The following is a 21481-nucleotide window of genomic DNA, read 5'->3' as shown; positions in this document are numbered from 1 at the left end:
CGCATACAGACACGTGGCATTGCAGCAGACAGTGGAAAAAACCGTGGCCGGGCTCGGCTACGACCTGGTCGAGATCGAGCGCTCGGCTGGTGGATTGCTGCGCGTCACGATTGATTTGCCATGGAATGGCCCCAATTCAACCGATGCGGCTGGCGAAGCGCCTGAGCCGTTCGTGACGGTCGAGGATTGCGAAAAGGTCACTCGGCAGTTGCAGTTTGCACTCGAGGTCGATGGCGTTGACTACAAGCGCCTCGAGGTGTCGTCGCCGGGCATTGATCGCCCGTTGCGCAATGAGCAGGATTTCGAGCGTTTTGTCGGCGAGGTGATCGACGTCACGCTCAAGGCGCCGATGGGCGCCGCCGCGGGTGGGCAGGTGGCAGCCAACCGCAAGAAGTTTCGCGGCACGCTGGAGCGGGTCGCAGGGGCCGACGGCTCGTCGGGCTGGCAGATCGTCTGGAGCGACGAGCCAGTGCCGAAGCCCGGCCAGAAGGTCAGCAAGAAGCGCGCGCCCGCCCCGTTGCAGGCGCTCGGTTTTGCCTTGGACGAGTTGCGCGAGGCGCGACTCGCGCCAATCGTGGATTTCAAGGGGCGTAGGCCCAAACCTGGCACGCTGGTGTCGGACTGAACGAGGAGAGTGGTGGCATGAATCGCGAAATGTTGATGTTGGTGGATGCGATCTCGCGCGAGAAGAACGTCGAGCGTGACGTCGTCTTCGGCGCCGTCGAGTCCGCCCTTGCACAAGCGACAAAGAAACTCTATCCGGGTGATGTGGACATTCGTGTGGCGATCGACCGCGAAAGCGGCGACTACGAAACCTTCCGCCGCTGGCATGTCGTGCCCGACGAAGCTGGTCTGCAGCTGCCCGACCAGGAAATCCTGCTCTTCGAAGCCAAGGAAGAGATGCCGGACATCGAGATCGACGAGTACATCGAAGAGTCCGTCGAGTCCATGCCGATCGGCCGCATCGGCGCGATGGCTGCAAAGCAGGTCATCCTGCAGAAGATCCGCGACGCGGAGCGCGAGATGCTGCTCAACGACTTCATGTCGCGTGGCGAGAAGATCTTCACCGGCACCGTCAAGCGGCTGGACAAGGGCGACATCATCGTCGAGGCCGGCCGCGTCGAAGGCCGCCTGCGCCGCAGCGAGATGATCGCCAAGGAGAACCTGCGCAACGGCGATCGCGTGCGGGCCATGATCATGGAGGTCGACCTGACGCTGCGCGGCGCGCCGATCATCCTGTCGCGCGCGGCGCCGGAATTCATGATCGAGCTGTTCCGCCAGGAAGTGCCCGAGATCGAGCAGGGTCTGCTGGAAATCAAGAGCTGCGCCCGCGACCCCGGCTCGCGTGCCAAGATTGCGGTGCTTTCGCACGACAAGCGTGTCGACCCGATCGGCACCTGCGTCGGCGTCCGCGGCACACGGGTGAATGCGGTCACCAATGAACTCGCCGGCGAACGCGTGGACATCGTGCTCTGGAGCGAAGACCCCGCCCAGTTCGTGATCGGCGCGCTGGCGCCGGCCAACGTGACCTCGATCGTCGTCGACGAGGAAAAGCACGCAATGGACGTGGTGGTCGACGAGGAAAACCTCGCGATCGCGATCGGCCGCGGCGGCCAGAACGTGAGGCTTGCCTCCGATCTGACCGGCTGGAAGATCAACATCATGGATGCCAACGAATCGGCCCAGAAGCAGGCGACAGAGACCGACGCCAGCCGCAAGCTTTTCATGGAAAAGCTCGATGTGGACGAGGAAATCGCGGACATCCTGATCTCCGAGGGCTTCACGAGCCTCGAAGAAGTGGCTTACGTGCCGATCTCGGAGATGCTCGAGATCGAGGCTTTCGACGAAGACACGGTCAACGAACTGCGTTCGCGCGCCAAGGATGCGCTGCTGACGCTGGAAATCGCCCGTGAAGAAAACGTCGAGAGCATTTCCCAGGACTTGCGAGATCTCGCCGGACTCGATCCGGCGCTCATTCCGAAGCTGGCCGAGGCGGGTGTGCATACCCGTGACGACCTGGCCGACCTCGCGGTCGATGAACTCACCGAGATCACCGGCCAGAGCGCCGATGACGCCAAGAACCTCATCTTGAAGGCCCGCGAACACTGGTTCGCCGGCCAAGAGTGATGGTCATGGAGGCACGAAACCAATATGTCCAGTACCACTGTCGCCGAGTTCGCACACGAACTCAAGAAGACTCCCGAAATCCTGCTTGACCAGCTCAAGAGCGCGGGCGTGCCCAAGGCCGCCGCGACCGATGCGCTCACAGAGGCGGACAAGCAGCGCCTGCTCGGCTTTCTGAAGGCCAGCCACGGCACGGTCGAGCCGGAACGCAAGAAGATCACGTTGACCAAGAAGTCGACCAGCGAGATCAAGCAGGCCGACGCGACGGGACGCGCCCGGACCATCCAGGTGGAGGTGCGCAAGAAGCGCACCTTCATCCAGCGCGACGACGGGCATCCGGCTGCCGCGGAAGCGGTCGTGCCGCAGGCGGAAGCGCAGCCTGCAGCCGCCCCCGCAGCACCGCGCATCGACGACGTCGAACTTGCCCGACGCGAGGAAGAAGCTCGACGCCAGGCCGAGTTGATCCGCCGCCAGGAAGAAGAACTCGCCGAAAAGCGCCGTCTGCGCGAGGAAGCGGAAGCGCGTGAACGCGCCCGCGTCGAGGAAGCCGAGCGTGCGGAGCAGGAAGCGAAGGCTGCTGCACAAAAGAAGGCTGCGGAAGCCGCAGCTGCTGCGACCGTCACGGCCGATGGCCCTGAGGCGGCCGAGGAAGCACCGGCGGAGACGGACCGCAAGGCCGCTGAACCCACTCCCGCGCAAGTCAAGGAAGATGCCAAGGCCAAGGCCGCCGCCGAGTCGAAGGCGCGCGCCGACGAAGAGGCCGCACGCGCCCGGGATCTGGACGAGCGTCGTCGCAAGGCGCTGGCTGAAGCCGAGGCTATCCGCGCGATGCTGAACTCGCCGGCGCGCGTGCTGGTGCCGAAGCAACCCGAGAGGCCGGCCGTCGAAGCGAAGGCAGGCGTCAAAGGCACGCTGCACAAGCCGACCGCGCCCACCACCCGTACGGCCGCACCGGCTGCGGCCCAGGGGGCACAGGCAACCGCCCCCGCTGCGGGTGCCGGAGCGGGCAAGGAAGTGAAGTCGGCCAAGCTCTCGTCGAGCTGGGCGGGCGACACGGCCAAGAAGAAGGAAATCAAGACCCGAGGCGATGCCAGCGGTGGCGTTGGCCGAGGCAACTGGCGCGGTGGTCCGCGCGGCCGGCGCGGCAACGATCGCAACGGTATGGAAGAACGCGCACCGGCCGCGCCGGTCGAGGCGCGCGTGATCGAAGTGCATGTGCCCGAGACCATCACGGTTGCGGAGCTCGCGCACAAGATGTCGATCAAGGCATCGGAGGTCATCAAGCAGTTGATGAAGCTCGGTCAGATGGCGACCATCAACCAGTCGCTGGACCAGGACACCGCGATGATCATCGTGGAGGAAATGGGTCATAACGCCGTGGTTGCGGCGCTGGACGATCCCGAAGCCTTCACTGACGAGGACGTGTCGGCACAACAGGCCGAAGCACTCCCGCGCGCGCCTGTCGTGACCGTGATGGGTCACGTCGACCACGGCAAGACCTCGCTGCTCGACTACATCCGCCGCACCAAGGTCGCTGCGGGCGAGGCGGGCGGTATCACGCAGCATATCGGCGCGTACCACGTGGAGACGGAACGCGGCATGGTGTCCTTCCTGGATACCCCGGGCCACGAGGCGTTCACCGCCATGCGTGCGCGCGGCGCCCAGGCGACCGACATCGTCATCCTGGTGGTGGCCGCGGACGACGGCGTCATGCCGCAGACCAAGGAAGCCATCAAGCACGCGAAGGCTGCGAAGGTGCCGATCGTGGTGGCGATCAACAAGATCGACAAGCCCGATGCGAACCTCGACCGCGTGAAACAGGAACTGGTTGCCGAGGAAGTGGTGCCCGAAGAGTACGGCGGCGACACGCCGTTCGTGCCCGTGTCCGCCAAGACGGGGCAGGGCGTCGACGACCTGCTCGAACAGGTTCTGCTCCAGGCCGAAATTCTGGAACTCAAGGCGCCGGTGGATGCCGCCGCCAAGGGTCTCGTCATCGAAGCGCAGCTCGACAAGGGCCGCGGTCCGGTCGCGACGGTGCTGGTGCAGTCCGGCACGCTCAAGACCGGCGATGTGGTGCTTGCGGGGTCGACCTACGGCCGCGTTCGCGCCATGATCGACGAGGACGGCAAGCCGGTGAAGTCCGCGGGTCCGTCGATTCCCGTCGAAATCCAGGGCCTGACGGAAGTGCCGCAGGCTGGCGACGAGTTCATGGTGATGGGCGACGAGCGCCGTGCGCGCGAGATCGCGACTTACCGTGCGGGCAAGTTCCGCAACACCAAGCTGGCGAAGCAGCAGGCCGCCAAGCTCGAGAACATGTTCGCGGACATGACCGCCGGCGAAGTCAAGACGGTGCCGATCATCATCAAGGCCGACGTGCAAGGCTCGCAGGAAGCGCTCTCGCAATCCCTGCTCAAGCTCTCGAACGAAGAGGTCAAGGTGCAGGTCGTGTACGCAGCCGTGGGCGGCATCAGCGAGTCGGACATCAACCTCGCGATCGCTTCCAAGGCGATGGTCATCGGCTTCAACGTGCGTGCCGACGCCGGCGCGCGCAAGCACGCCGAAGGCAACAACATCGAGATCCACTACTACAGCATCATCTATGACGCTGTGGACGATCTGAAGACGGCAATGGCCGGCATGCTGGCTCCCGAGCGTCGCGAAGAGGTCATCGGCTCGGCCGAGATCCGCACCGTGTTCGTGGCATCCAAGATCGGTACGGTCGCGGGTTCGTACGTCACGTCCGGCTCGGTCAACCGCAACGCGCACTTCCGACTGTTGCGCGACAACGTGGTGATCTATACCGGCGAGATCGAATCGCTCAAGCGCCTGAAGGACGATGTGCGCGAAGTGCGCGAAGGCTTCGAGTGCGGTATCAAGCTCAAGAACTACAACGACATCAAGGAAGGTGATCAACTGGAGTTCTTCGAGATCAAGGAAATCGCAAGGACCTTGTAACACCCCCAGGCTTCGCGCACTTCGTGTCGCTTCGCCAACCCCCTTGCAGGGGGCAACACCAGCGGCCCGGCCGAGCCGGTTCCGCGGTGTTTCCCACAAAGAGGGTGGGGCGTACGGAGATCGTGGAGAAACTGAAATGCCCAAGAGAAAATCAGCAGCCCCCAACCGCGCCTTCAAGGTGGCCGATCAGATCCAACGCGATCTGACGGAGCTGATCGCGCGCGAGTTGAAGGATCCGCGGGTGGGCATGGTGACGATCCAGGCGGTCGAGGTCACGCCCGACTACGCGCACGCGAAGGTCTTCTTCAGCCTGCTGGTGGGCGATCCGGTCGAGACGACCGAGGCGCTGAACCAGGCGGCTGGTTTCCTGCGCAACGGTCTTTTCAAGCGTCTGCACATCCATACGGTGCCGACGCTTCACTTCCAGTTCGATCGCACGACCGAACGCGCCGCCGACATGAATGCGCTCATCGCGCAGGCCGTCGCTTCCCGTTCCAAAGACGACTGAAGATGAACGCGCCACGCACACGGGTGCAGCGGCGCCCTGTGCATGGGGTGTTGCTGCTCGACAAACCGCTGGGGCTCTCCAGCAACCAGGCCTTGCAGAAGGCCAAGTGGCTGCTGCGCGCGGAAAAGGCCGGGCACACCGGAACCCTCGACCCTCTCGCGACGGGCGTGCTGCCGCTGTGTTTCGGGGCCGCCACGAAGTTCAGCCAGCTCCATCTGGATGCGGACAAGACCTACGAAGCCGTCGCACGACTCGGCGTCAAGACGTCGACCGGGGATGCCGAGGGCGAAGTGATCGAGCGCCGCGCGGTCGCACTGAACGACGGCGATCTGGCCCGGGTACAAGCCCGCTTCACCGGCCCGATCCGCCAGGTGCCGCCGATGCACAGTGCCCTGAAGAAGGACGGAAAGGCACTGTACGAATACGCCCGCGAAGGGCTCGAAGTCGAGCGCGCGCCGCGGGATGTCGTGATTCACAGCCTTTCGATCATCGCCCAGCCGGGCAGCGACGACATCCACATCCGCGCGACCGTGAGCAAGGGAACCTACATCCGCACGCTCGGCGAGGACATCGGCGAAGCGCTGGGTTGCGGCGCCCACCTCGTCGCATTGCGGCGCGTCGCCACCGGCGGCTTTCATGCGAGCCAGTGCGTCACGCTGGACGCCTTCGAAGCGATGGACGAAGGCGAGCGCCTGGCCCGGCTCCTGCCTGCCGAGTCGCTCGTGGCCGATCACACCCGTGTCACGCTCGGTGCCGAAGATGCCGGGCGCTTTCTTTCGGGCCTGCGCAGGCGCGGCGGCTGGGGCGATTCGCCGGCCGTGGCCGTGTTCGGCGACACACCTCGCACCTTTCTCGGCACGGCCCATGTGAAGGCCGGCGAGCTCATTCCGGGGCGCTTGCTGAGCCCCATCGAAATCCAGCAAACACTATTGACCGAAGCGACACCATGAGCACCAATCAGATTCGCAACATCGCCATCATTGCCCACGTCGACCATGGCAAGACCACGATGGTCGACCAACTCCTGCGCCAGTCGGGCACCTTTGCCGAGCACGAGAAAGTGGTCGACACGGTGATGGACAACAACGCCATCGAAAAGGAACGGGGCATCACGATCCTGGCCAAGAACTGCGCCGTCACCTGGAAGGGCACCCACATCAACATCGTGGACACCCCCGGGCACGCGGACTTCGGCGGCGAAGTGGAACGTGCGCTCAGCATGGTCGACGGCGTCGTGCTGCTGATCGATGCGCAGGAAGGCCCGATGCCGCAAACGCGCTTCGTGACCAAGAAGGCGCTGGCGCTCGGCCTCAAGCCGATCCTGGTCGTCAACAAGGTCGACAAGCCGGGTGCGCGTCCGGACCACGTGGTCAACGCCGCCTTCGACCTGTTCGACAAGCTGGGCGCCACCGACGAGCAGTTGGACTTCCCGGTCGTCTACGCATCGGGCATCAACGGCTGGTCGTCGCTGGAAGAGGGCGAGCCGGGCGAGCAGTGGGGACCGGACATGTCGGCCCTGTTCGACACCGTCCTGAAGCACGTGCCTGCGCATGCCGGCGATCCGGATGCACCGCTGCAGTTGCAGATCTCCGCGCTCGACTTCTCGACCTTCGTCGGCCGCATCGGCGTGGGTCGCGTCAACGCGGGGACCATCAGGCCAATGATGGACGTCGTCGTGATGGAAGGACCGGACGGCAAGGCGGTCAAGGGACGCGTCAATCAAGTGCTGACGTTCCAGGGGCTCGACCGCGTTCAGGCCAAGGAAGCGGGACCCGGCGAAATCGTCCTGATCAACGGCATCGAGGACATCGGCATCGGCGTCACCGTGACCGATCCGCTCAAGCCGGCGCCGCTGCCGATGCTGCGCGTCGACGAGCCGACGCTGACCATGAACTTCTGCGTCAACACCAGCCCGCTCGCCGGCCGGGAAGGCAAGTTCGTCACCAGCCGCCAGATCTGGGACCGCCTGCAGAAGGAGCTCCAGCACAACGTGGCGCTGCGCGTGAAGGAAACGGACGAAGAAGGCGTCTTCGAGGTCATGGGCCGCGGCGAGCTGCACCTGACCATCCTGCTGGAGAACATGCGCCGCGAAGGCTATGAAATGGCCGTGTCGAAGCCGCGCGTGGTGTTCAGGGACATCGACGGTGTCCGTCACGAACCGATCGAAATGGTCACCGCAGACATCGAGGAGCAGCACCAGGGCGGCGTCATGCAGGCGCTGGGCGAACGCAAGGGCGATCTGGTCAACATGGAGCCGGACGGCAAGGGGCGTGTGCGCCTCGAATACCGCATTCCGGCGCGCGGCCTGATCGGGTTCAGCAATGAATTCCTCAACCTGACGCGCGGATCGGGCCTGATCTCCAACATCTTCGACGGCTACGAACCGCACAAGGGCGACATCGGCGGCCGCAAGAACGGTGTGCTGATCTCGATGGACGATGGCGAGATCTTCACCTACGCCCTCGGCAAGCTGGACGACCGCGGCCGCATGTTCGTGCGCGCCAACGACCCCGTCTACGAGGGCATGATCGTCGGCATCCACAGCCGCGACAACGACCTGGTGGTCAACGCCACGCGGACCAAGCAGCTCACGAACTTCCGCGTCTCGGGCAAGGAAGACGCGATCAAGATCACGCCGCCGATCGATCTCACGCTCGAGTACGGCGTCGAGTTCATCGAGGACGACGAGTTGGTCGAGATCACGCCCAAGAGCGTGCGTCTGCGCAAGCGCTACCTCAAGGAACACGAGCGCAAGCGCGCTTCGCGCGAGGCTGCCTGATGCGGGCCGCGGGTCGTGGCTTGACCCATGGCCGTGCGGCCTGGCTGATGGTCGCCGTGACCCTGATGTGGGCCACGGCGGGCCTCGTCACGCGGCATCTGGAGCACGCGCGCAGCTTCGAGGTGACGTTCTGGCGCAGCTTCTTCACGCTGCTTGCGCTGCTCGTCATCCTGCCGCTGTGGCAGGGGCCGGCGGTGTTCGCCAAGATCCGTCGCGGTGGCCGCGAGTTGTGGATCTCGGGCGTGTGCTGGAGCGTCATGTTCACCGCGTTCATGGTGGCGCTCACGCTGACCAGCGTTGCCAATGTGCTCGTGACCATGGCCGTCGGGCCGCTGCTCACGGCGCTCGTCGCGAGAATCTTCATCGGGCACAAGCTGCCTGCGCGGACCTGGTTCGCCATCGTGGTGGCGGGGCTGGGCATTGGCTGGATGTACGGCACGCAACTCGGGGAGGGCCTGCTCGTCGGCACGCTCGTGGCCTTGTGCGTTCCCATCGCGGCTGCGTGCAACTGGACCGTCGTCCAGCATGCGCATGCGAAGGGGCATGACATCGACCTCGTACCGGCGGTGCTCATCGGTGCGGCGATCTCGGCCCTGGTGACGCTGCCGCTTGCATGGCCCTTTCAGGCCAACGCGCATGACCTCGGCCTGCTGGCCTTTCTCGGCCTCGTGCAACTCGCGATCCCGTGCGTGCTTTCGGTGATCTGCGCCCGCGTGCTGAAGGCACCCGAAGTGTCGCTGCTCGCGCTTCTGGAGGTGATCTTCGGCATCGCGCTGGCCTGGGCCGGCGCCGGCGAAGAGCCACCGTCGAGCGTGCTGACCGGTGGCGCCCTGGTGATTGGCGCACTGGTCTTCAACGAACTGCTCGGCATGCGCGAGCGACGCGCACCGCGCGCCGCGCTGAGCGGAGCCCCCTGAGCCTGGGACAAGCCCTGTCCACCAGACAGGGATCGCCGCGTTTAATCGTTTTCGAAGGAAGGTATTGATGCGACTTTCATCCACTCTCCTGGCATGCGCCTTGGCCGCCGCGCCGTTCGTTGCGTCGGCGCAGGTTTCGATCAACATCAACGTGCCCGGCCTCGTCGCCGTGGCGCCGCCCGCGCCGCGCTACGAGCCGGTGCCGCCGCCGCGCGTGGGCTATGTGTGGGTGCCGGGGGTCTGGCAGTACCGGCATGACGCCTATGCCTGGCAGCAGGGCTACTGGCAGCCCGCAAGACCGGACTACGTCTATGCGCCGGGTCGCTGGGTGCGCGCCGAGGGCGGATGGCGCTGGGTCGAGCCCGAATGGAAGGCAGCCAAGTACAAGGAGCCGAAGGGCCACCGCCACGACCGTGACGACTACGATGGTGACCACTATCACTGCCCTCCGGGACAAGCGAAAAAGGGCCGGTGCTGAGCCGCTCCCGCCAATGAAAAAAGGGCCGGTTGCCGGCCCTTTTTCTTTGTGCCTTGCCGCCGTTCAGGGGCGAGCGACCTTCCAGGCTCCGCTCAACATGCCGTCACCGGTCTTGTCGCCGGGCTTGACGTCCTTCGCCCAGTAGTACAGCGGCGCTCCCTTGTAGGCCCACTGCTTCTTGCCGTCGTCGCGCGTGATGATCGTGTAGGCACCCATGGGCTTGGCCGAATCGGCCACCGGGAGCGGCGGCCAGTTGGTGGCGCACGGACCGTTGCAGGCCGACTTGCCGCTGTTGGGCGCGTCGCGGTCGAAGGTGTAGAGCGTCATGCCCGTCGGGCCGATCAGCACGCCGTCGGCGGTGCGGGTGGGCGTGTCCGGCGCGGGAGACATGCTTCCGCAGCCGGCAAGCAGGGCGGCAGTGAGGATCGAGGCGCTGAGCAGTTTCATGAAGTTTTCTCCTTCGGTTGAAAAAAAGCGGTGCGAGGTCGCAGTCTATCCATCGGCCTTTTCGAGCTGACGGTACACCGCGGTGGCAAGCGTGAGCAGAGCGTCCCGCGAGAGCGGGCCGGTCAGTGCATAGCCGAAGCCGCGGTCGACCCAATAGAAGCTGGGGACCGGACCGTCGGCCGAGAAGCGGAATGCCGTTTCGTCGGCGCGCGGCGCACTCGACGACGGCCCCAGACTACCGACATAGAGGGTGAGCCTTTCGCCGCCAGCGCGCTCGAACATGAACTGTGCGCGGGCGCCTTCGTTGCCCGGCAGCAGCCGGCCACCGACGAGCGCGTAGCCCTGTGCAGAGAGATCGGGCACCCGCAAGGGCTTGTCGAGTCGCTTGGACAGCCATTGGACGAGATGCTGCTGTTCGGCCGCGGCGACTTCGACCGGATGACGCTTCTCCGGCGCATAGACCACGTGCGCCACAGCGGCGGCATGGACGAACTCTCGGGCCGCCGGTGATCGCGCCAGCATCGAACCGGTGTGGGAGCCGGACCATTGCGCGCTGGCCAGCCAGCCTGCGCCAAACGCCATTGCGATGCCTGCAGCCATGCCGCCCCAGCGTGCCCACATGGCCTTGCGGGCGTGCGACTGCGCGGCCAGTCCCGCCGCGGCCAGCAGGTTTGCCGGAATCGGCTCGTCCAGCACGTCGCGATGCAGTTGCCGCAGGGCGTCACGCTGCGCCTGCCAGTCGGGCGAGCCGTCATCGAAATCGGTATCGGTGGTCTTCATGGCCGGCTATTTGAGGCGCCGCAGACCAGGGCGGGTCGTGACCGGCGGCGGCGCTGCTTCCATCAGTTCTCTCAGGCGATCGCGCGCCCGCGAAAGGCGCGACATCACGGTGCCGAGCGGAACGCCGAGCACCTTGGCAACCTGCGCATAGGACAGGTCTTCCAGCGCCACCAGCAGCAGCACGGCGCGCTGGTCCTCGGGCAGGAGCAGCACGCAACGCTGAAGATCGATGGCCTGGTCGCGATGCGAGTCGACGACGCGCAGTTCGTGGATCACGTCGTCGACGTCGACCGTATTGCGTGCGGGTGCGCGGCGAACCTGGCTCGCGAACACGTTGTGCATGATCGTGAAGAGCCATGCGCGGAGATCCGTGCCGACGCTCCAGAGCCGCCATTTGGTGCAGGCGCGCTCGAGGGTGTCCTGCACCAGGTCATCGGCGGCCCACGCGTCGCCCGTCAGCGCCCGTGCATAGCGGCGCAGGCTCGGGATGTGTTCGACGATGACGCTGGAATCCATGGATGCAGTTTGGCTGATGCTGCATGAACGCCTATGGAATGGCGTTTATTCCACGCCCCCCGAAAAAAGATCAGCCTGCGTCTCTGAGGACGCGTCGCTTGAGCGGCTTCGCAGGGTTGCCGCCATAGACCGTCCACGGGTCGAGCGAGCGGAATGCGACGCTGCGCGCTCCCAGCACCGCCCCTTCGCCGACTTCCACGCCAGGGCCGACGAAGGCCTCGGCCGCGATCCAGGCCTGGGGACCGATCGTGATCGGCCGCGCGATCAACTGAAACGCGGGCGAGGAGATGTCGTGGGTGCCCGCGCAGAGATGCGCCCCTTGCGACACCAGCGCGCCGCGTCCGAGCGAGATTGGCGCCATGTTGTAGCAAGTCACCCGCTCGGCCAGGAGCGCGCGATCGGCCAGATGCAGGTGAGGGGGATACCAGACTTTCGCGCTGCCGCGCACGTCGCACGACTCGCCCAGCCTGGCGCCGAAGAGCTTCAGGAGGAAGCGGCGCCAGAAGCTCATCTGTGGCGGCGTCCAGGACGCGAGGACCGCCCAGGTCACGCTCCAGAGGGCGCGCATGATCCGGTTGCCCAGCGAAAAGCTCGGGCCGCCTTCGAGCGGATTGACGCGGGAGGCGTCCAGGGGTTGCAGCGCCATCCGGGATTCCTCAGCGGGTTCGGTTCTTCATGGCCCGTTCGACTTCACGCTTGCCTTCACGGTCCTTGATGGTGTCACGCTTGTCGTGCTCGGCCTTGCCCTTCGCCAGAGCGATCTCGCATTTGACCTTGCCGGCCTTCCAGTGGAGATTGATCGGGATGAGGGTATAGCCCTTTTGCTCCACCTTGCCGATGAGACGGCGGATCTGCTCCTTGTGCAGGAGCAGCTTCTTGGTGCGCACCGAATCGGGCGTGATGTGGGTCGACGCGGATCGAAGGGGATTGATCTGGCAGCCGATCACGAAGAGTTCGCCGTCGCGGATGACCACGTAGCCGTCGGTCAGTTGCACTTTGCCTTCGCGCAGCGACTTGACCTCCCAGCCTTCGAGGACCATACCGGCCTCGAAGCGCTCCTCGAAGAAATAGTTGTACGCGGCTTTCTTGTTGTCCGCGATCCGGGAAGAGGGGTCCTGCTTCTTTTTTGTGGCCATGGTGAATCAAGTGAGGTCGGCATGGCTTCAATACAATCCGTCGCGCACGCTGTGCCCATTCTATGAAAACAGTCCACAAGTCCATCCTCATCTGGTACAGCGCCGACGAGATGTACGCCCTGGTGACCGACGTGGCCAGGTACCCGGAGTTCCTGCCGTGGTGCGACCGGTCCAAGGTGATCGAACAGGACGACTTCGGCATGACGGCCGAAGTCGGCCTTGCGTTCAGCGGCTTGCACAAGAGCTTCACCACCCGCAACACCCATGTGCCCGGCCGCGAGGTGCATCTGAAGCTCGTCGACGGACCTTTCTCCAATCTCGATGGCCTCTGGAAGTTCACGCCGGTGGGTGAAGAGGGCGAGCGAGCCTGTCGCGTCGAGCTGAACCTCACGTACGGCTTCAACAGCATTGCGCTGCAGACACTTGTCGGCCCCGTGTTCGACAAGATCGCTTCCAACCTGGTCGAAGCGTTCGTGAAGCGCGCAGAGCACATCTACGGCGCTGCCTGATGCTGCTGCAAGTGACAGTGGTTTGCTCGCCGGCGCCGCGGGAGGTTTTCGAGGAGATCGTGAGCGTGGCCGACGGGGCATCGGTGCGCGATGCAGTTGTTGCGAGCGGCCTTGGCGCGGCATATCCGGCGTTCGATTGGCAGGCTGCGGCGCCAGGGATCTGGGGGCGTTCCGTCGACTGGACGCAGGCGGTCGCGAATCTCGATCGCGTCGAGCTCTGTCGCCCGCTCACCGTCGACCCCAAGGTGGCGCGACGTGAGCGCTTCAAGCAACAGGGAGCCCGTGGGACCGGGCTGTTCGCGCGCCGCCGCAAGGGCGGCAAGGCGGGCTACTGAAGGGCAGCCGCAGGGCCGCTCACTTGCAATCGGAACTAATCACGCCCTGAAGCCGTTTTTGCTCGGCGGCGCGCATGTCGTCGTCCATGATCTCGCGTTCGCCCTGCGCATTGACACGCGCCACGCGGATGCCGCTGTCCATCGTGGCCTTGCCTTCGCGGGCGCGCTTGCAGTTGTCCGCCTTGGCCTGGGCGATCTTCTGCTCTTCGGCGGCCTGCTTGGCCTTTTCGGCTTCCTCGGCCTTGCGCGCCTTTTCCTCGAGATCCTTGTCGACACCGGACGGCTTGGCGGCAGCGATGGGGGCCGCGGCCGGCGTGTCCTTGGCGGCGCCTTCCGGCGCGGCCGGCGTGCTGAAGTTCAGGCGCTTGGCGGTGCTGGGCCTGCGCAGGATGCTCTTCTCGGGAATATCGATCGGGGGCGGCTGATCGCTGAAGACCTTCTTGTTGTCCTTGTCGATCCATTGCCATTGCGCCTGCGCGCCCAGGGGCAGCAGGAACACCGATCCAATGACGAGAAGATGCGCGAGTTTCATGGGCGGCAGTTTAGCGTTCCCTTACGTTTTGCAACCTGAAAGCTGGCGTTTTCGCAACGCTCTTTTCCGAATTCTGACCGGCTTCGGGTCTCCGTGGGAGGCCAGACTCAAGCCCCTGGGCCCAAGAAACGACCTGCCGATCGTTACAATCCATCTTTTGGAGCTTCACCCATGCGCCTTCTCGGCAAAGCGCTCACCTTCGACGACGTGTTGCTGGTGCCAGCGTATTCCCAGGTCCTCCCGAAGGACACCTCCCTCGCCACCCGGCTCTCCCGAAACATCACCCTGAACCTGCCCCTGGTCTCCGCCGCCATGGACACCGTGACCGAGGCCCGTCTCGCGATCGCGATGGCGCAGGAAGGCGGTATCGGCATCGTCCACAAGAACTTCACGCCCGCCGAGCAGGCCGCGCAGGTCGCCAAGGTGAAGCGCTACGAGTCGGGTGTGCTACGCGACCCGGTGGTGATCACGCCGACGCACACCGTCCGCCAGGTCATGGCGCTCTCCGAGCAGCTCGGGATCTCGGGTTTCCCGGTGTGCGATGCCGGCAAGGTCGTTGGCATCGTGACCGGTCGCGACCTGAGGTTCGAGAGCCGCTACGACGCCCCGGTCAGCGAGATCATGACCCAGCGCGACAAGCTCATCACCGTGCCTGACGGCACCACCTTGGCCGACGCCAAGGCGCTGCTCAACAAGCACAAGCTCGAACGGCTGCTGGTCATCAACAACGCCTGGGAGCTCAAGGGCCTGATCACCGTCAAGGACATCACCAAGCAGACCAGCTTCCCGAACGCGGCGCGCGACGCCAGCGGTCGCCTGCGCGTGGGCGCGGCGGTCGGCGTGGGCGAGGGCACCGAGGAGCGCGTCGAGGCGCTCGTCAAGGCCGGTGTCGATGCCCTCGTGGTCGACACCGCGCACGGCCACAGCGCCGGCGTGATCGAGCGCGTGCGCTGGGTCAAGAGAAACTATCCGCAGGTCGACGTGATCGGCGGCAACATCGCCACCGGCGATGCCGCCCGCGCACTGGCCGACGCCGGTGCCGACGCGGTCAAGGTCGGTATCGGACCGGGCTCGATCTGCACCACCCGAATCGTGGCCGGCGTGGGTGTGCCGCAGATCATGGCGATCGACAACGTCGCAACCGCGCTGCAGGGCACCGACGTACCATTGATCGCCGACGGCGGCATCCGCTATTCGGGCGACATCGCCAAGGCCATCGCGGCGGGCGCGAGCACGGTGATGATGGGCGGGATGTTCGCCGGCACCGAAGAAGCGCCGGGCGAAATCGTCCTGTACCAGGGCCGCAGCTACAAGAGCTACCGCGGCATGGGCTCCATCGGCGCGATGCAGCAGGGCAGTGCCGACCGCTACTTCCAGGAATCGACGACCGGGAACCCCAATGCCGACAAGCTGGTTCCCGAAGGCATCGAAGGCCGTGTGCCCTACAAGGGCTCCATGGTTTCCATCGTCTACCAGATGGCAGGCGGCCTGCGCGCGAGCATGGGCTACTGCGGCTGCCCGACGATCGAGGACATGAAGAACAAGGCCGAGTTCGTCGAGATCACCGCTGCCGGTATCCGCGAAAGCCACGTGCACGACGTGCAGATCACGAAGGAAGCGCCGAACTACCGCGCCGAGTGATTGCTTGAACCGCCATTCTGGCCAGACTTCAAAATCTGGCCGGAATGCCTATAATGGCCAGCTTTCCAAATCTGGTCAGACTCATGCAGTACACCGGTATCTATGAGGCGAAGAACAACTTCTCGGCCCTGATCGAATCGGTCGAAAAGGGCGAGGAGGTTCGCATCACCCGTCACGGCAAGGAAGTGGCGCGCATCCTCCCGGTGCGTCGCAAGCCGGTGATCACAGACGAGCAGATCCAGCGCGAGCTGAGCCAGATCGACGCACTCCACGCGATGATCCGGCCCGGCCCGTCGGTGCGAGAACTTCGCGACGAAGGCCGGCAGGGATGACCGCCTTCGTCCTCGACGCTTCGGTAACGGCCGCGTGGCTGCTGCCCGATGAGGCGAACGAACATACGCGACGCCTGTACGCGCTGATGCGCCGTGACGAGGTCGAGCCGCAGGCACCGAACCTCTGGCAGTGGGAATGCGCCAACATCATTGCCAACGGCGTGCGGCGCGGGCGGATTCCGCAAGCGGCCGTCGAGGGCCTCTGGTCGGTACTCGAGGCGGTCCGGCACCGCGTCGAGCTGCACGAAATGGCACCTCCCCAGCACAAGGCATCGCTGGCCATCGCCATGGACAGCGGGCTTTCCTCCTATGACGCGGGCTACCTCTGGCTGGCTCGATCGCTCAATCTTCCCCTGGCCACTTTCGACAGGAAGCTGGCCGAAGCCGCGACCCAGTCCGGCATCCGTCTTCTCGATCTCTCCACGCTCTGACCTATGCAACACGACAAGATCCTCATCCTCGACTTCGGCTCGCAGGTCACGCAACTGATCGCGCGCCGCGTGCGTGAAGCCCACGTGCTCAGCGAAGTCCATCCCTGCGACGTCACCGACGACTGGATTCGCGACTACGCGAAGGACGGCCATCTCAAGGGCGTGATCCTTTCCGGCAGCCACGCCAGCGTGTACGAGGAAAGCACCGACAAGGCGCCGCAGGTCGTGTTCGAGCTCGGCGTGCCGGTGCTGGGCATCTGCTACGGCATGCAGACCATGGCTCACCAGCTCGGCGGCAAGGTCGAGAGCGGCCACAAACGTGAATTCGGTTTCGCGGCGGTGCGCGCGCGCGGCCACACCGAGCTCTTGCGCGACATCGCCGATTTCACGACCGACGAAGGCCACGGCATGCTCAACGTCTGGATGAGCCACGGCGACAAGGTCACTGAACTGCCGCCGGGCTTCAAGCTGATGGCGTCGACCGAGAGCTGCCCGATCGCCGGCATGGCCGATGAGGCACGGCACTTCTATGCCGTGCAGTTCCATCCGGAAGTCACGCACACGCAGCAGGGTAAGGCGATCCTCGAGCGCTTCGTGCTTGGCATCTGCGACGCGAAGCCCGACTGGATCATGCGCGACCACATTGCCGAAGCCGTCGAGGCGATCCGCCAGCAGGTTGGCGACGAGGAAGTCATCCTGGGCCTTTCGGGCGGCGTCGATTCATCCGTGGCGGCGGCGCTGATCCACCGCGCCATCGGCGACCAGCTGACCTGCGTGTTCGTCGACCACGGCCTGCTGCGCCTCGACGAAGGCGACATGGTCATGGACATGTTCGTCGGCAAGCTGCATGCGAAGGTGATCCGTGTCGATGCGAGCGACCTGTTCCTCGGCAAGCTCGCCGGCGTGAGCGACCCCGAAGCCAAGCGCAAGATCATCGGCGGCGAGTTCGTCACCGTCTTCAAGCAGGAAGCGGCCAAGCTCACCAGCCAGGGCGCGAAGGGCGCGAAGTGGCTGGCACAGGGCACGATCTATCCGGACGTGATCGAGTCCGGTGGCGCCAAGAGCAAGAAGGCGGTCACGATCAAGAGCCACCACAACGTCGGCGGCCTGCCGGAGCAACTGGGTCTCAAGCTGCTGGAGCCGCTGCGCGACCTCTTCAAGGACGAAGTGCGCGAACTCGGCGTCGCGCTGGGCCTGCCGCCCGAGATGGTCTATCGCCATCCGTTCCCCGGCCCGGGCCTGGGCGTGCGGATCCTGGGCGAGGTCAAGAAGGAATACGCCGACCTGCTGCGCCGTGCCGACGCGATCTTCATCGAAGAGCTGCGCAACTTTGTCGACAAGGAAACCGGCAAGAGCTGGTACGACCTCACCAGCCAGGCCTTCACTGTCTTCCTGCCGGTGAAGAGCGTCGGCGTGATGGGCGACGGCCGCACCTACGACTACGTGGTGGCGCTGCGCGCCGTGCAGACCAGCGACTTCATGACCGCCGACTGGGCCGAGCTGCCGTACGCGCTGCTCAAGAAGGTCTCGGGCCGCATCATCAACGAGGTGCGCGGCATCAACCGCGTGACCTACGACGTGAGCAGCAAGCCGCCCGCGACGATCGAGTGGGAATGACCGCAGGTCATTCCGAGGCTATCGGAAGCTATCAAAAAAGCGCGTTAAGTCTTTGATATTAAACAACTTATCTCTGGTAGCTACTGACATGGAACGACGTTGCGACGAATGCGGTCAAGGCCAAGGAGGCGACAGCAAGCCCATAGCCAACGGCAGTGACTTCGATGCCAGCCCTGCTCGTGAATAGCCCCGCGACGATGGGAGGCACGCTGAACGCGAGATAGCTGGCTACGAAGAAGCCCGCCATCAGGCCGGCCCGCTCATGCGGCAAAGCGAGCGGGGCGAGGCTGCGCAGCGAACCGCTGAATGCGGCACCGAAGCCCGCGCCGGAGACAAGCGTGCCGGTGAGCGCGGCGCTTGGCGAGGACCACTCGATTCCGACCAGGGTCAGCAATACACCGACCGTCAGGCCAACCGCGCCTGCCGACGTCGCTGTGTGCGGAGTGAACCTGCGTGAAAGAAGGGATCGTTGCGGCGCTGCTGAACATCAGCACCCCAATCAGCGCGCCGCCTACCAGCAGTGCACTGTTGCCAATGACGCGTGCCGCCGGGGTTGGACCAAGGGACAAGTAGAACGCCCCAAGCGCCCACAGGGCCGTGTTCACTGGTAGCACGCGCAGCAGGGTGGCGCGCGCCTGGTGGGGAACATTGATGCTAGGCCTTATCGCCTGTTGCGCGTTTTGCAGTGGCTGAGCTCCGCTTCTTCCTAGTTCGATTGCCAATCGCCGGCCGAGCGAGACTGGAACCGCTCGATGACATTGAGTAGCGACCGCGCGGTGACGACCACGAGCGTGCCCGTCCCGATCGCCAGGGGATATTTCCAGTCCGTGCGGACGATGATCTGTGGAATGACCGATATCACGAGTGCCGGCAGCACGAATGTGTCGATAACGCGAATGAAGACAATGCTTGCGCCCAACGCGCACAATACCGACAGCGGCCCGGCGCCGAACAGCGCAACGCCGGCCCACCCGAGCCCCGCCGTCAACACACATATCACCGGCAGCAGTGCGAAACGTCGTGCCCATGGGCATGTTTCCGGTCGCACCAGCGACTCATACGCGATCACGAGCAGCGGCGGGAACAGGATCAGTCTGATGTCGGTGCGAGCCGCCAAAAAATAGGTGATCGCCAGGACGCCGGAGAAAGTCACCCAGCGCATAGTCTTGCTGGATGTATTCGCCGGCGCGGGAGTATTCACGGGAGCGACGGCAGATTTTCCGATCCCGGACAGCCACCACCGCCGATACGCCACTGACAGCAGCGCAAGCAAGCCGGTGTCGAAGACGATGAACGCAACATAGTGGACGCTGGTTACGTTGAACACCAACGGCAGAAATCCGGCCGGAACGGCAGGAAACACCGGGGACTTCATTGTCTTCACGATCAGGATAGAACCCGCGATACAAAGCACGGAGGCTGGTATTCCGTATGGCAGGTGGTTCGCGACGCTCACGCCCCAAAGCGCAGTCACCGTGGGGGTCGTGACGACCATCAGCGGCGCCATGGCCCACGGTCCGGCCGGCCGCATGAACATGCCATATGCGAGTGCCGCAAGCTCGGGGAAGAAGGCAAAGTCGTTGTGAATGGCCTTCCCGACACTCGAGACGAGGCAGAGATAGATGACGGTCAAGCACGCACCGGACAGCGAGCCCTTGAGGGAGTTGGCCTTGGTCATATCAACCATCCGGCTTGCGAAACGATGTTCGGTTCGGGTCGAAACGCTGATCTCACCACGAACCTGACAATGTTTTGATGGGGGCACATGGTTCTTATCGAGCCGATCGCCGAGCGGCCCGACTAGCTCACCAGGGCGTTGTCTTCCCACGGACGATGAGTCGTATAGGAAATCCCATATTTCACGCCGAGATCGCCGAGGTTGGTCAGGTCGATATCGGTTCCCATGGTAGACAGCACCTCGACGAATTCGTCGAAGCCGCCGGGCAAATAAGTATTAATGGTCTTGCTCACGGTGTCCCCGGCGTTGTAAAAGGAATGAGGAACATTCTTGGGTAGAAGCACCGTATCGCCCGGCTCGGCAATCAAGGTCATTTTGTCGCACCAGATTTGATATGTGCCCTCGACGATGTAAAACATTTCGTCCTCATTTTTGTGCAAATGAAACGGAACCCCGTAACCCGGCGGCACGCATTCCTCGAAAATGGAAAACCTGCCGCCAGCGCTCTTGCGGCTCATTCTAATTCTGATGTCAACGATATCCAGGACGCGAAATACCTTATTTTCTTGTTTTGGTGAAACGATGATTTTGCCGAATGTACTCATGATCTATTTCCTTCCTGCTGTGGTGTGAGTTGATGTTTTCTTTCGATTGAAAATTCGATTAGGCTCGATTTTCATTGTCAAATTGAGAAAACATGGCGCTTATTTTTCGTCGCATTTTGATTCCTGGCATATCCGACGCCATATGAAATTCTTCGTTCGATGTCAACGGAGTGTTCCAGTCTGTCGTCTCCAGTACGCAGCGATCTTCATTCGTAACGGCGCGGTCCCATGCAATGATGTCTTCGACGTTTGGATGGCAATCTTCATCATTTCTAAAGGCGAACTGCACGAATAGAGATTGCCGTTCGTTGATCGGTGTCGCCCACGTAATGATGGTGTGAATCAAGCCATTAGGGTATTGGATTTTCATTCGACGACCAAATGGAATAAACCAGTTGTGCTCCATGTATCTCGTAGTTTCCTTGCTTTCAATGCCGAGGTTGTTTTTCTGCAGACCCGGGTTGTTGACGATGACATTGCTATACATATTGAAGCCGGTATCCGTGTCCTCGTACCTTGCTGGTGCCGGCGCCGGATTTTCCAGTCCGAACGTCTTCCTGTGAACGAATGAAAAATGGGAGTTGTCGAGCCCGTTCTCCAGGATTCGTAACCCGCTGCAGTTCCATACCTCCATAAATTCGTGAATCTGATAGAACAACGGATTTTCCGCCTCGGGGAAGTTTGGGATATCATGCAGCGGCTCGTCGAGCGAAACCCAGATATATCCATATTTCGACTTGCATTGATAATTTTGAACGACGATCTTGTTCGACGGCTTTTTTCGAGGCATCTGCGGAATGCGAACGCACGATCCGTTGCTGTTGTATGTCCATCCGTGATAAGGGCACACAAGATTTCCTTGGTCGATCCAGCCGTTCGACAACTTTGCCGAGCGATGCGGACATTTGTCTCTCACCACGCCGAATTCATTTTCACCAATTCGCCAAAGTGCAAGTGGCTCGCCGAGGAGGGTAACGGCAAGCGGAGCATCGCTGACGTCCATCACCCTGGCGACAGGGTACCAAAAGCGTCTCAATGAATTGTGTTGCGTCGCAAGCATATCGATCTTTCTACCTGTGAATGCCCTTATGTCAGAATTGCAAAGACGTCACACGAGACTTCCTTGGCGAGCCTATAATATAGCCACGGCCCAAATGAAAA

Annotated in this window: 24 protein-coding genes; 14 read left to right on the top strand and 10 right to left on the bottom strand. The window is 63.5% G+C overall.

Going from position 1 to position 21481, the window contains the following annotated elements; translation table 11 throughout:
• The first annotated feature begins 13 nt into the window (after nucleotides 1-13).
• The 8 genes from rimP to BLW05_RS01680 all read left to right on the top strand — a co-directional run bounded on the left by rimP (nucleotide 14) and on the right by BLW05_RS01680 (nucleotide 9761).
• The gene (gene rimP / locus BLW05_RS01715) at nucleotides 14-625 is read left to right on the top strand and encodes a ribosome maturation factor RimP (RefSeq protein WP_093160375.1); all 612 of its coding nucleotides are present in this window, start codon (nucleotides 14-16) and stop codon (nucleotides 623-625) included.
• A gap of 17 nt (nucleotides 626-642) precedes the next feature.
• Nucleotides 643-2127 carry a transcription termination factor NusA gene (nusA, locus tag BLW05_RS01710; RefSeq protein WP_093158901.1) on the top strand — a complete coding sequence of 495 codons (1485 nt, stop codon included), beginning with the start codon at nucleotides 643-645 and terminating at the stop codon, nucleotides 2125-2127.
• Between the two features lie 24 nt (nucleotides 2128-2151).
• Nucleotides 2152-5079 carry a translation initiation factor IF-2 gene (infB, locus tag BLW05_RS01705; protein ID WP_093158898.1) on the top strand — a complete coding sequence of 976 codons (2928 nt, stop codon included), beginning with the start codon at nucleotides 2152-2154 and terminating at the stop codon, nucleotides 5077-5079.
• A gap of 136 nt (nucleotides 5080-5215) precedes the next feature.
• On the top strand, nucleotides 5216-5587 hold the full coding sequence (gene rbfA, locus BLW05_RS01700; protein WP_093158896.1) for a 30S ribosome-binding factor RbfA: 372 nt from the start codon (nucleotides 5216-5218) through the stop codon (nucleotides 5585-5587).
• Between the two features lie 2 nt (nucleotides 5588-5589).
• Nucleotides 5590-6537 carry a tRNA pseudouridine(55) synthase TruB gene (gene truB, locus BLW05_RS01695; protein WP_093158893.1) on the top strand — a complete coding sequence of 316 codons (948 nt, stop codon included), beginning with the start codon at nucleotides 5590-5592 and terminating at the stop codon, nucleotides 6535-6537.
• A complete protein-coding gene (typA, locus tag BLW05_RS01690; protein WP_093158890.1) occupies nucleotides 6534-8366 on the top strand; it encodes a translational GTPase TypA in 1833 nt (610 codons plus the stop codon). The genes truB and typA overlap by 4 nt, the downstream gene beginning before the upstream one ends.
• Entirely contained in the window at nucleotides 8366-9283 is a 918-nt protein-coding gene (locus BLW05_RS01685; RefSeq protein ID WP_093158888.1) for a DMT family transporter, read from the top strand. Before typA ends, BLW05_RS01685 begins: the two co-directional genes overlap by 1 nt.
• 67 nt (nucleotides 9284-9350) lie before the next feature.
• On the top strand, nucleotides 9351-9761 hold the full coding sequence (locus BLW05_RS01680; protein ID WP_093158885.1) for a YXWGXW repeat-containing protein: 411 nt from the start codon (nucleotides 9351-9353) through the stop codon (nucleotides 9759-9761).
• A 63-nt stretch (nucleotides 9762-9824) separates the two neighbouring features.
• Here BLW05_RS01680 and BLW05_RS01675 read toward each other — a convergent pair whose 3' ends face one another.
• From BLW05_RS01675 to smpB, 5 genes are all read right to left on the bottom strand, one after another.
• Entirely contained in the window at nucleotides 9825-10208 is a 384-nt protein-coding gene (locus BLW05_RS01675; RefSeq protein ID WP_093158883.1) for a COG4315 family predicted lipoprotein, read from the bottom strand.
• Between the two features lie 45 nt (nucleotides 10209-10253).
• Nucleotides 10254-10988, bottom strand: a complete 735-nt coding sequence (locus tag BLW05_RS01670) for an anti-sigma factor family protein (protein WP_093158880.1) — start codon at nucleotides 10986-10988, stop codon at nucleotides 10254-10256.
• A 6-nt stretch (nucleotides 10989-10994) separates the two neighbouring features.
• Complete coding sequence (locus BLW05_RS01665) at nucleotides 10995-11504, bottom strand: RNA polymerase sigma factor (RefSeq protein WP_093158878.1); 510 nt, start codon at nucleotides 11502-11504, stop codon at nucleotides 10995-10997.
• A gap of 70 nt (nucleotides 11505-11574) precedes the next feature.
• Nucleotides 11575-12150: an LbetaH domain-containing protein gene (locus tag BLW05_RS01660; protein ID WP_093158875.1), complete on the bottom strand. Its 576-nt coding sequence runs from the start codon at nucleotides 12148-12150 to the stop codon at nucleotides 11575-11577.
• A 10-nt stretch (nucleotides 12151-12160) separates the two neighbouring features.
• A complete protein-coding gene (gene smpB, locus BLW05_RS01655; protein WP_093158873.1) occupies nucleotides 12161-12640 on the bottom strand; it encodes an SsrA-binding protein SmpB in 480 nt (159 codons plus the stop codon).
• 62 nt (nucleotides 12641-12702) lie between these two features.
• Between smpB and BLW05_RS01650 the strand changes: the two genes are divergently transcribed.
• Both BLW05_RS01650 and BLW05_RS01645 read left to right on the top strand, forming a co-directional pair.
• Nucleotides 12703-13149: a type II toxin-antitoxin system RatA family toxin gene (locus BLW05_RS01650; RefSeq protein ID WP_093158870.1), complete on the top strand. Its 447-nt coding sequence runs from the start codon at nucleotides 12703-12705 to the stop codon at nucleotides 13147-13149.
• Nucleotides 13149-13484 carry an RnfH family protein gene (locus tag BLW05_RS01645; RefSeq protein ID WP_177142532.1) on the top strand — a complete coding sequence of 112 codons (336 nt, stop codon included), beginning with the start codon at nucleotides 13149-13151 and terminating at the stop codon, nucleotides 13482-13484. Before BLW05_RS01650 ends, BLW05_RS01645 begins: the two co-directional genes overlap by 1 nt.
• A gap of 19 nt (nucleotides 13485-13503) precedes the next feature.
• Here BLW05_RS01645 and BLW05_RS01640 read toward each other — a convergent pair whose 3' ends face one another.
• Nucleotides 13504-14016: a DUF4124 domain-containing protein gene (locus BLW05_RS01640; RefSeq protein WP_093158868.1), complete on the bottom strand. Its 513-nt coding sequence runs from the start codon at nucleotides 14014-14016 to the stop codon at nucleotides 13504-13506.
• Nucleotides 14017-14187: 171 nt separating this feature from the next.
• Here BLW05_RS01640 and guaB point away from each other — a divergent pair, with 171 nt between their 5' ends.
• The 4 genes from guaB (at nucleotide 14188) to guaA (ending at nucleotide 18037) form a co-directional block, all read left to right on the top strand.
• Nucleotides 14188-15657, top strand: a complete 1470-nt coding sequence (guaB, locus tag BLW05_RS01635) for an IMP dehydrogenase (protein WP_093158865.1) — start codon at nucleotides 14188-14190, stop codon at nucleotides 15655-15657.
• 83 nt (nucleotides 15658-15740) lie between these two features.
• Complete coding sequence (locus BLW05_RS01630) at nucleotides 15741-15989, top strand: type II toxin-antitoxin system Phd/YefM family antitoxin (protein ID WP_093160370.1); 249 nt, start codon at nucleotides 15741-15743, stop codon at nucleotides 15987-15989.
• On the top strand, nucleotides 15986-16420 hold the full coding sequence (locus BLW05_RS01625; protein WP_093158863.1) for a type II toxin-antitoxin system VapC family toxin: 435 nt from the start codon (nucleotides 15986-15988) through the stop codon (nucleotides 16418-16420). Before BLW05_RS01630 ends, BLW05_RS01625 begins: the two co-directional genes overlap by 4 nt.
• A 3-nt stretch (nucleotides 16421-16423) precedes the next feature.
• Nucleotides 16424-18037, top strand: coding sequence for a glutamine-hydrolyzing GMP synthase (guaA, locus tag BLW05_RS01620; RefSeq protein ID WP_093158859.1), 1614 nt, complete (start codon nucleotides 16424-16426; stop codon nucleotides 18035-18037).
• Nucleotides 18038-18104: 67 nt separating this feature from the next.
• Here the strand turns inward: guaA and BLW05_RS01615 are convergent, their stop codons facing one another.
• The 4 genes from BLW05_RS01615 to BLW05_RS01600 all read right to left on the bottom strand — a co-directional run bounded on the left by BLW05_RS01615 (nucleotide 18105) and on the right by BLW05_RS01600 (nucleotide 21380).
• Nucleotides 18105-18431: a hypothetical protein gene (locus tag BLW05_RS01615; protein ID WP_093158857.1), complete on the bottom strand. Its 327-nt coding sequence runs from the start codon at nucleotides 18429-18431 to the stop codon at nucleotides 18105-18107.
• 312 nt (nucleotides 18432-18743) lie between these two features.
• Nucleotides 18744-19715: an HPP family protein gene (locus tag BLW05_RS01610; RefSeq protein ID WP_143044756.1), complete on the bottom strand. Its 972-nt coding sequence runs from the start codon at nucleotides 19713-19715 to the stop codon at nucleotides 18744-18746.
• A 122-nt stretch (nucleotides 19716-19837) separates the two neighbouring features.
• Nucleotides 19838-20320, bottom strand: coding sequence for a cupin domain-containing protein (locus tag BLW05_RS01605; RefSeq protein ID WP_093158851.1), 483 nt, complete (start codon nucleotides 20318-20320; stop codon nucleotides 19838-19840).
• Nucleotides 20321-20378: 58 nt separating this feature from the next.
• A complete protein-coding gene (locus tag BLW05_RS01600) occupies nucleotides 20379-21380 on the bottom strand; it encodes an aromatic ring-hydroxylating oxygenase subunit alpha (protein WP_093158849.1) in 1002 nt (333 codons plus the stop codon).
• Nucleotides 21381-21481: the final 101 nt, after the last annotated feature.

This window comes from Variovorax sp. YR216, from assembly GCF_900107745.1.
Classification (GTDB): Bacteria; Pseudomonadota; Gammaproteobacteria; order Burkholderiales; family Burkholderiaceae_C; genus Variovorax.
The sequence above is the reverse complement of the archived record's forward strand: the minus strand, read 5'-3'. Positions and strand labels throughout refer to the sequence as shown.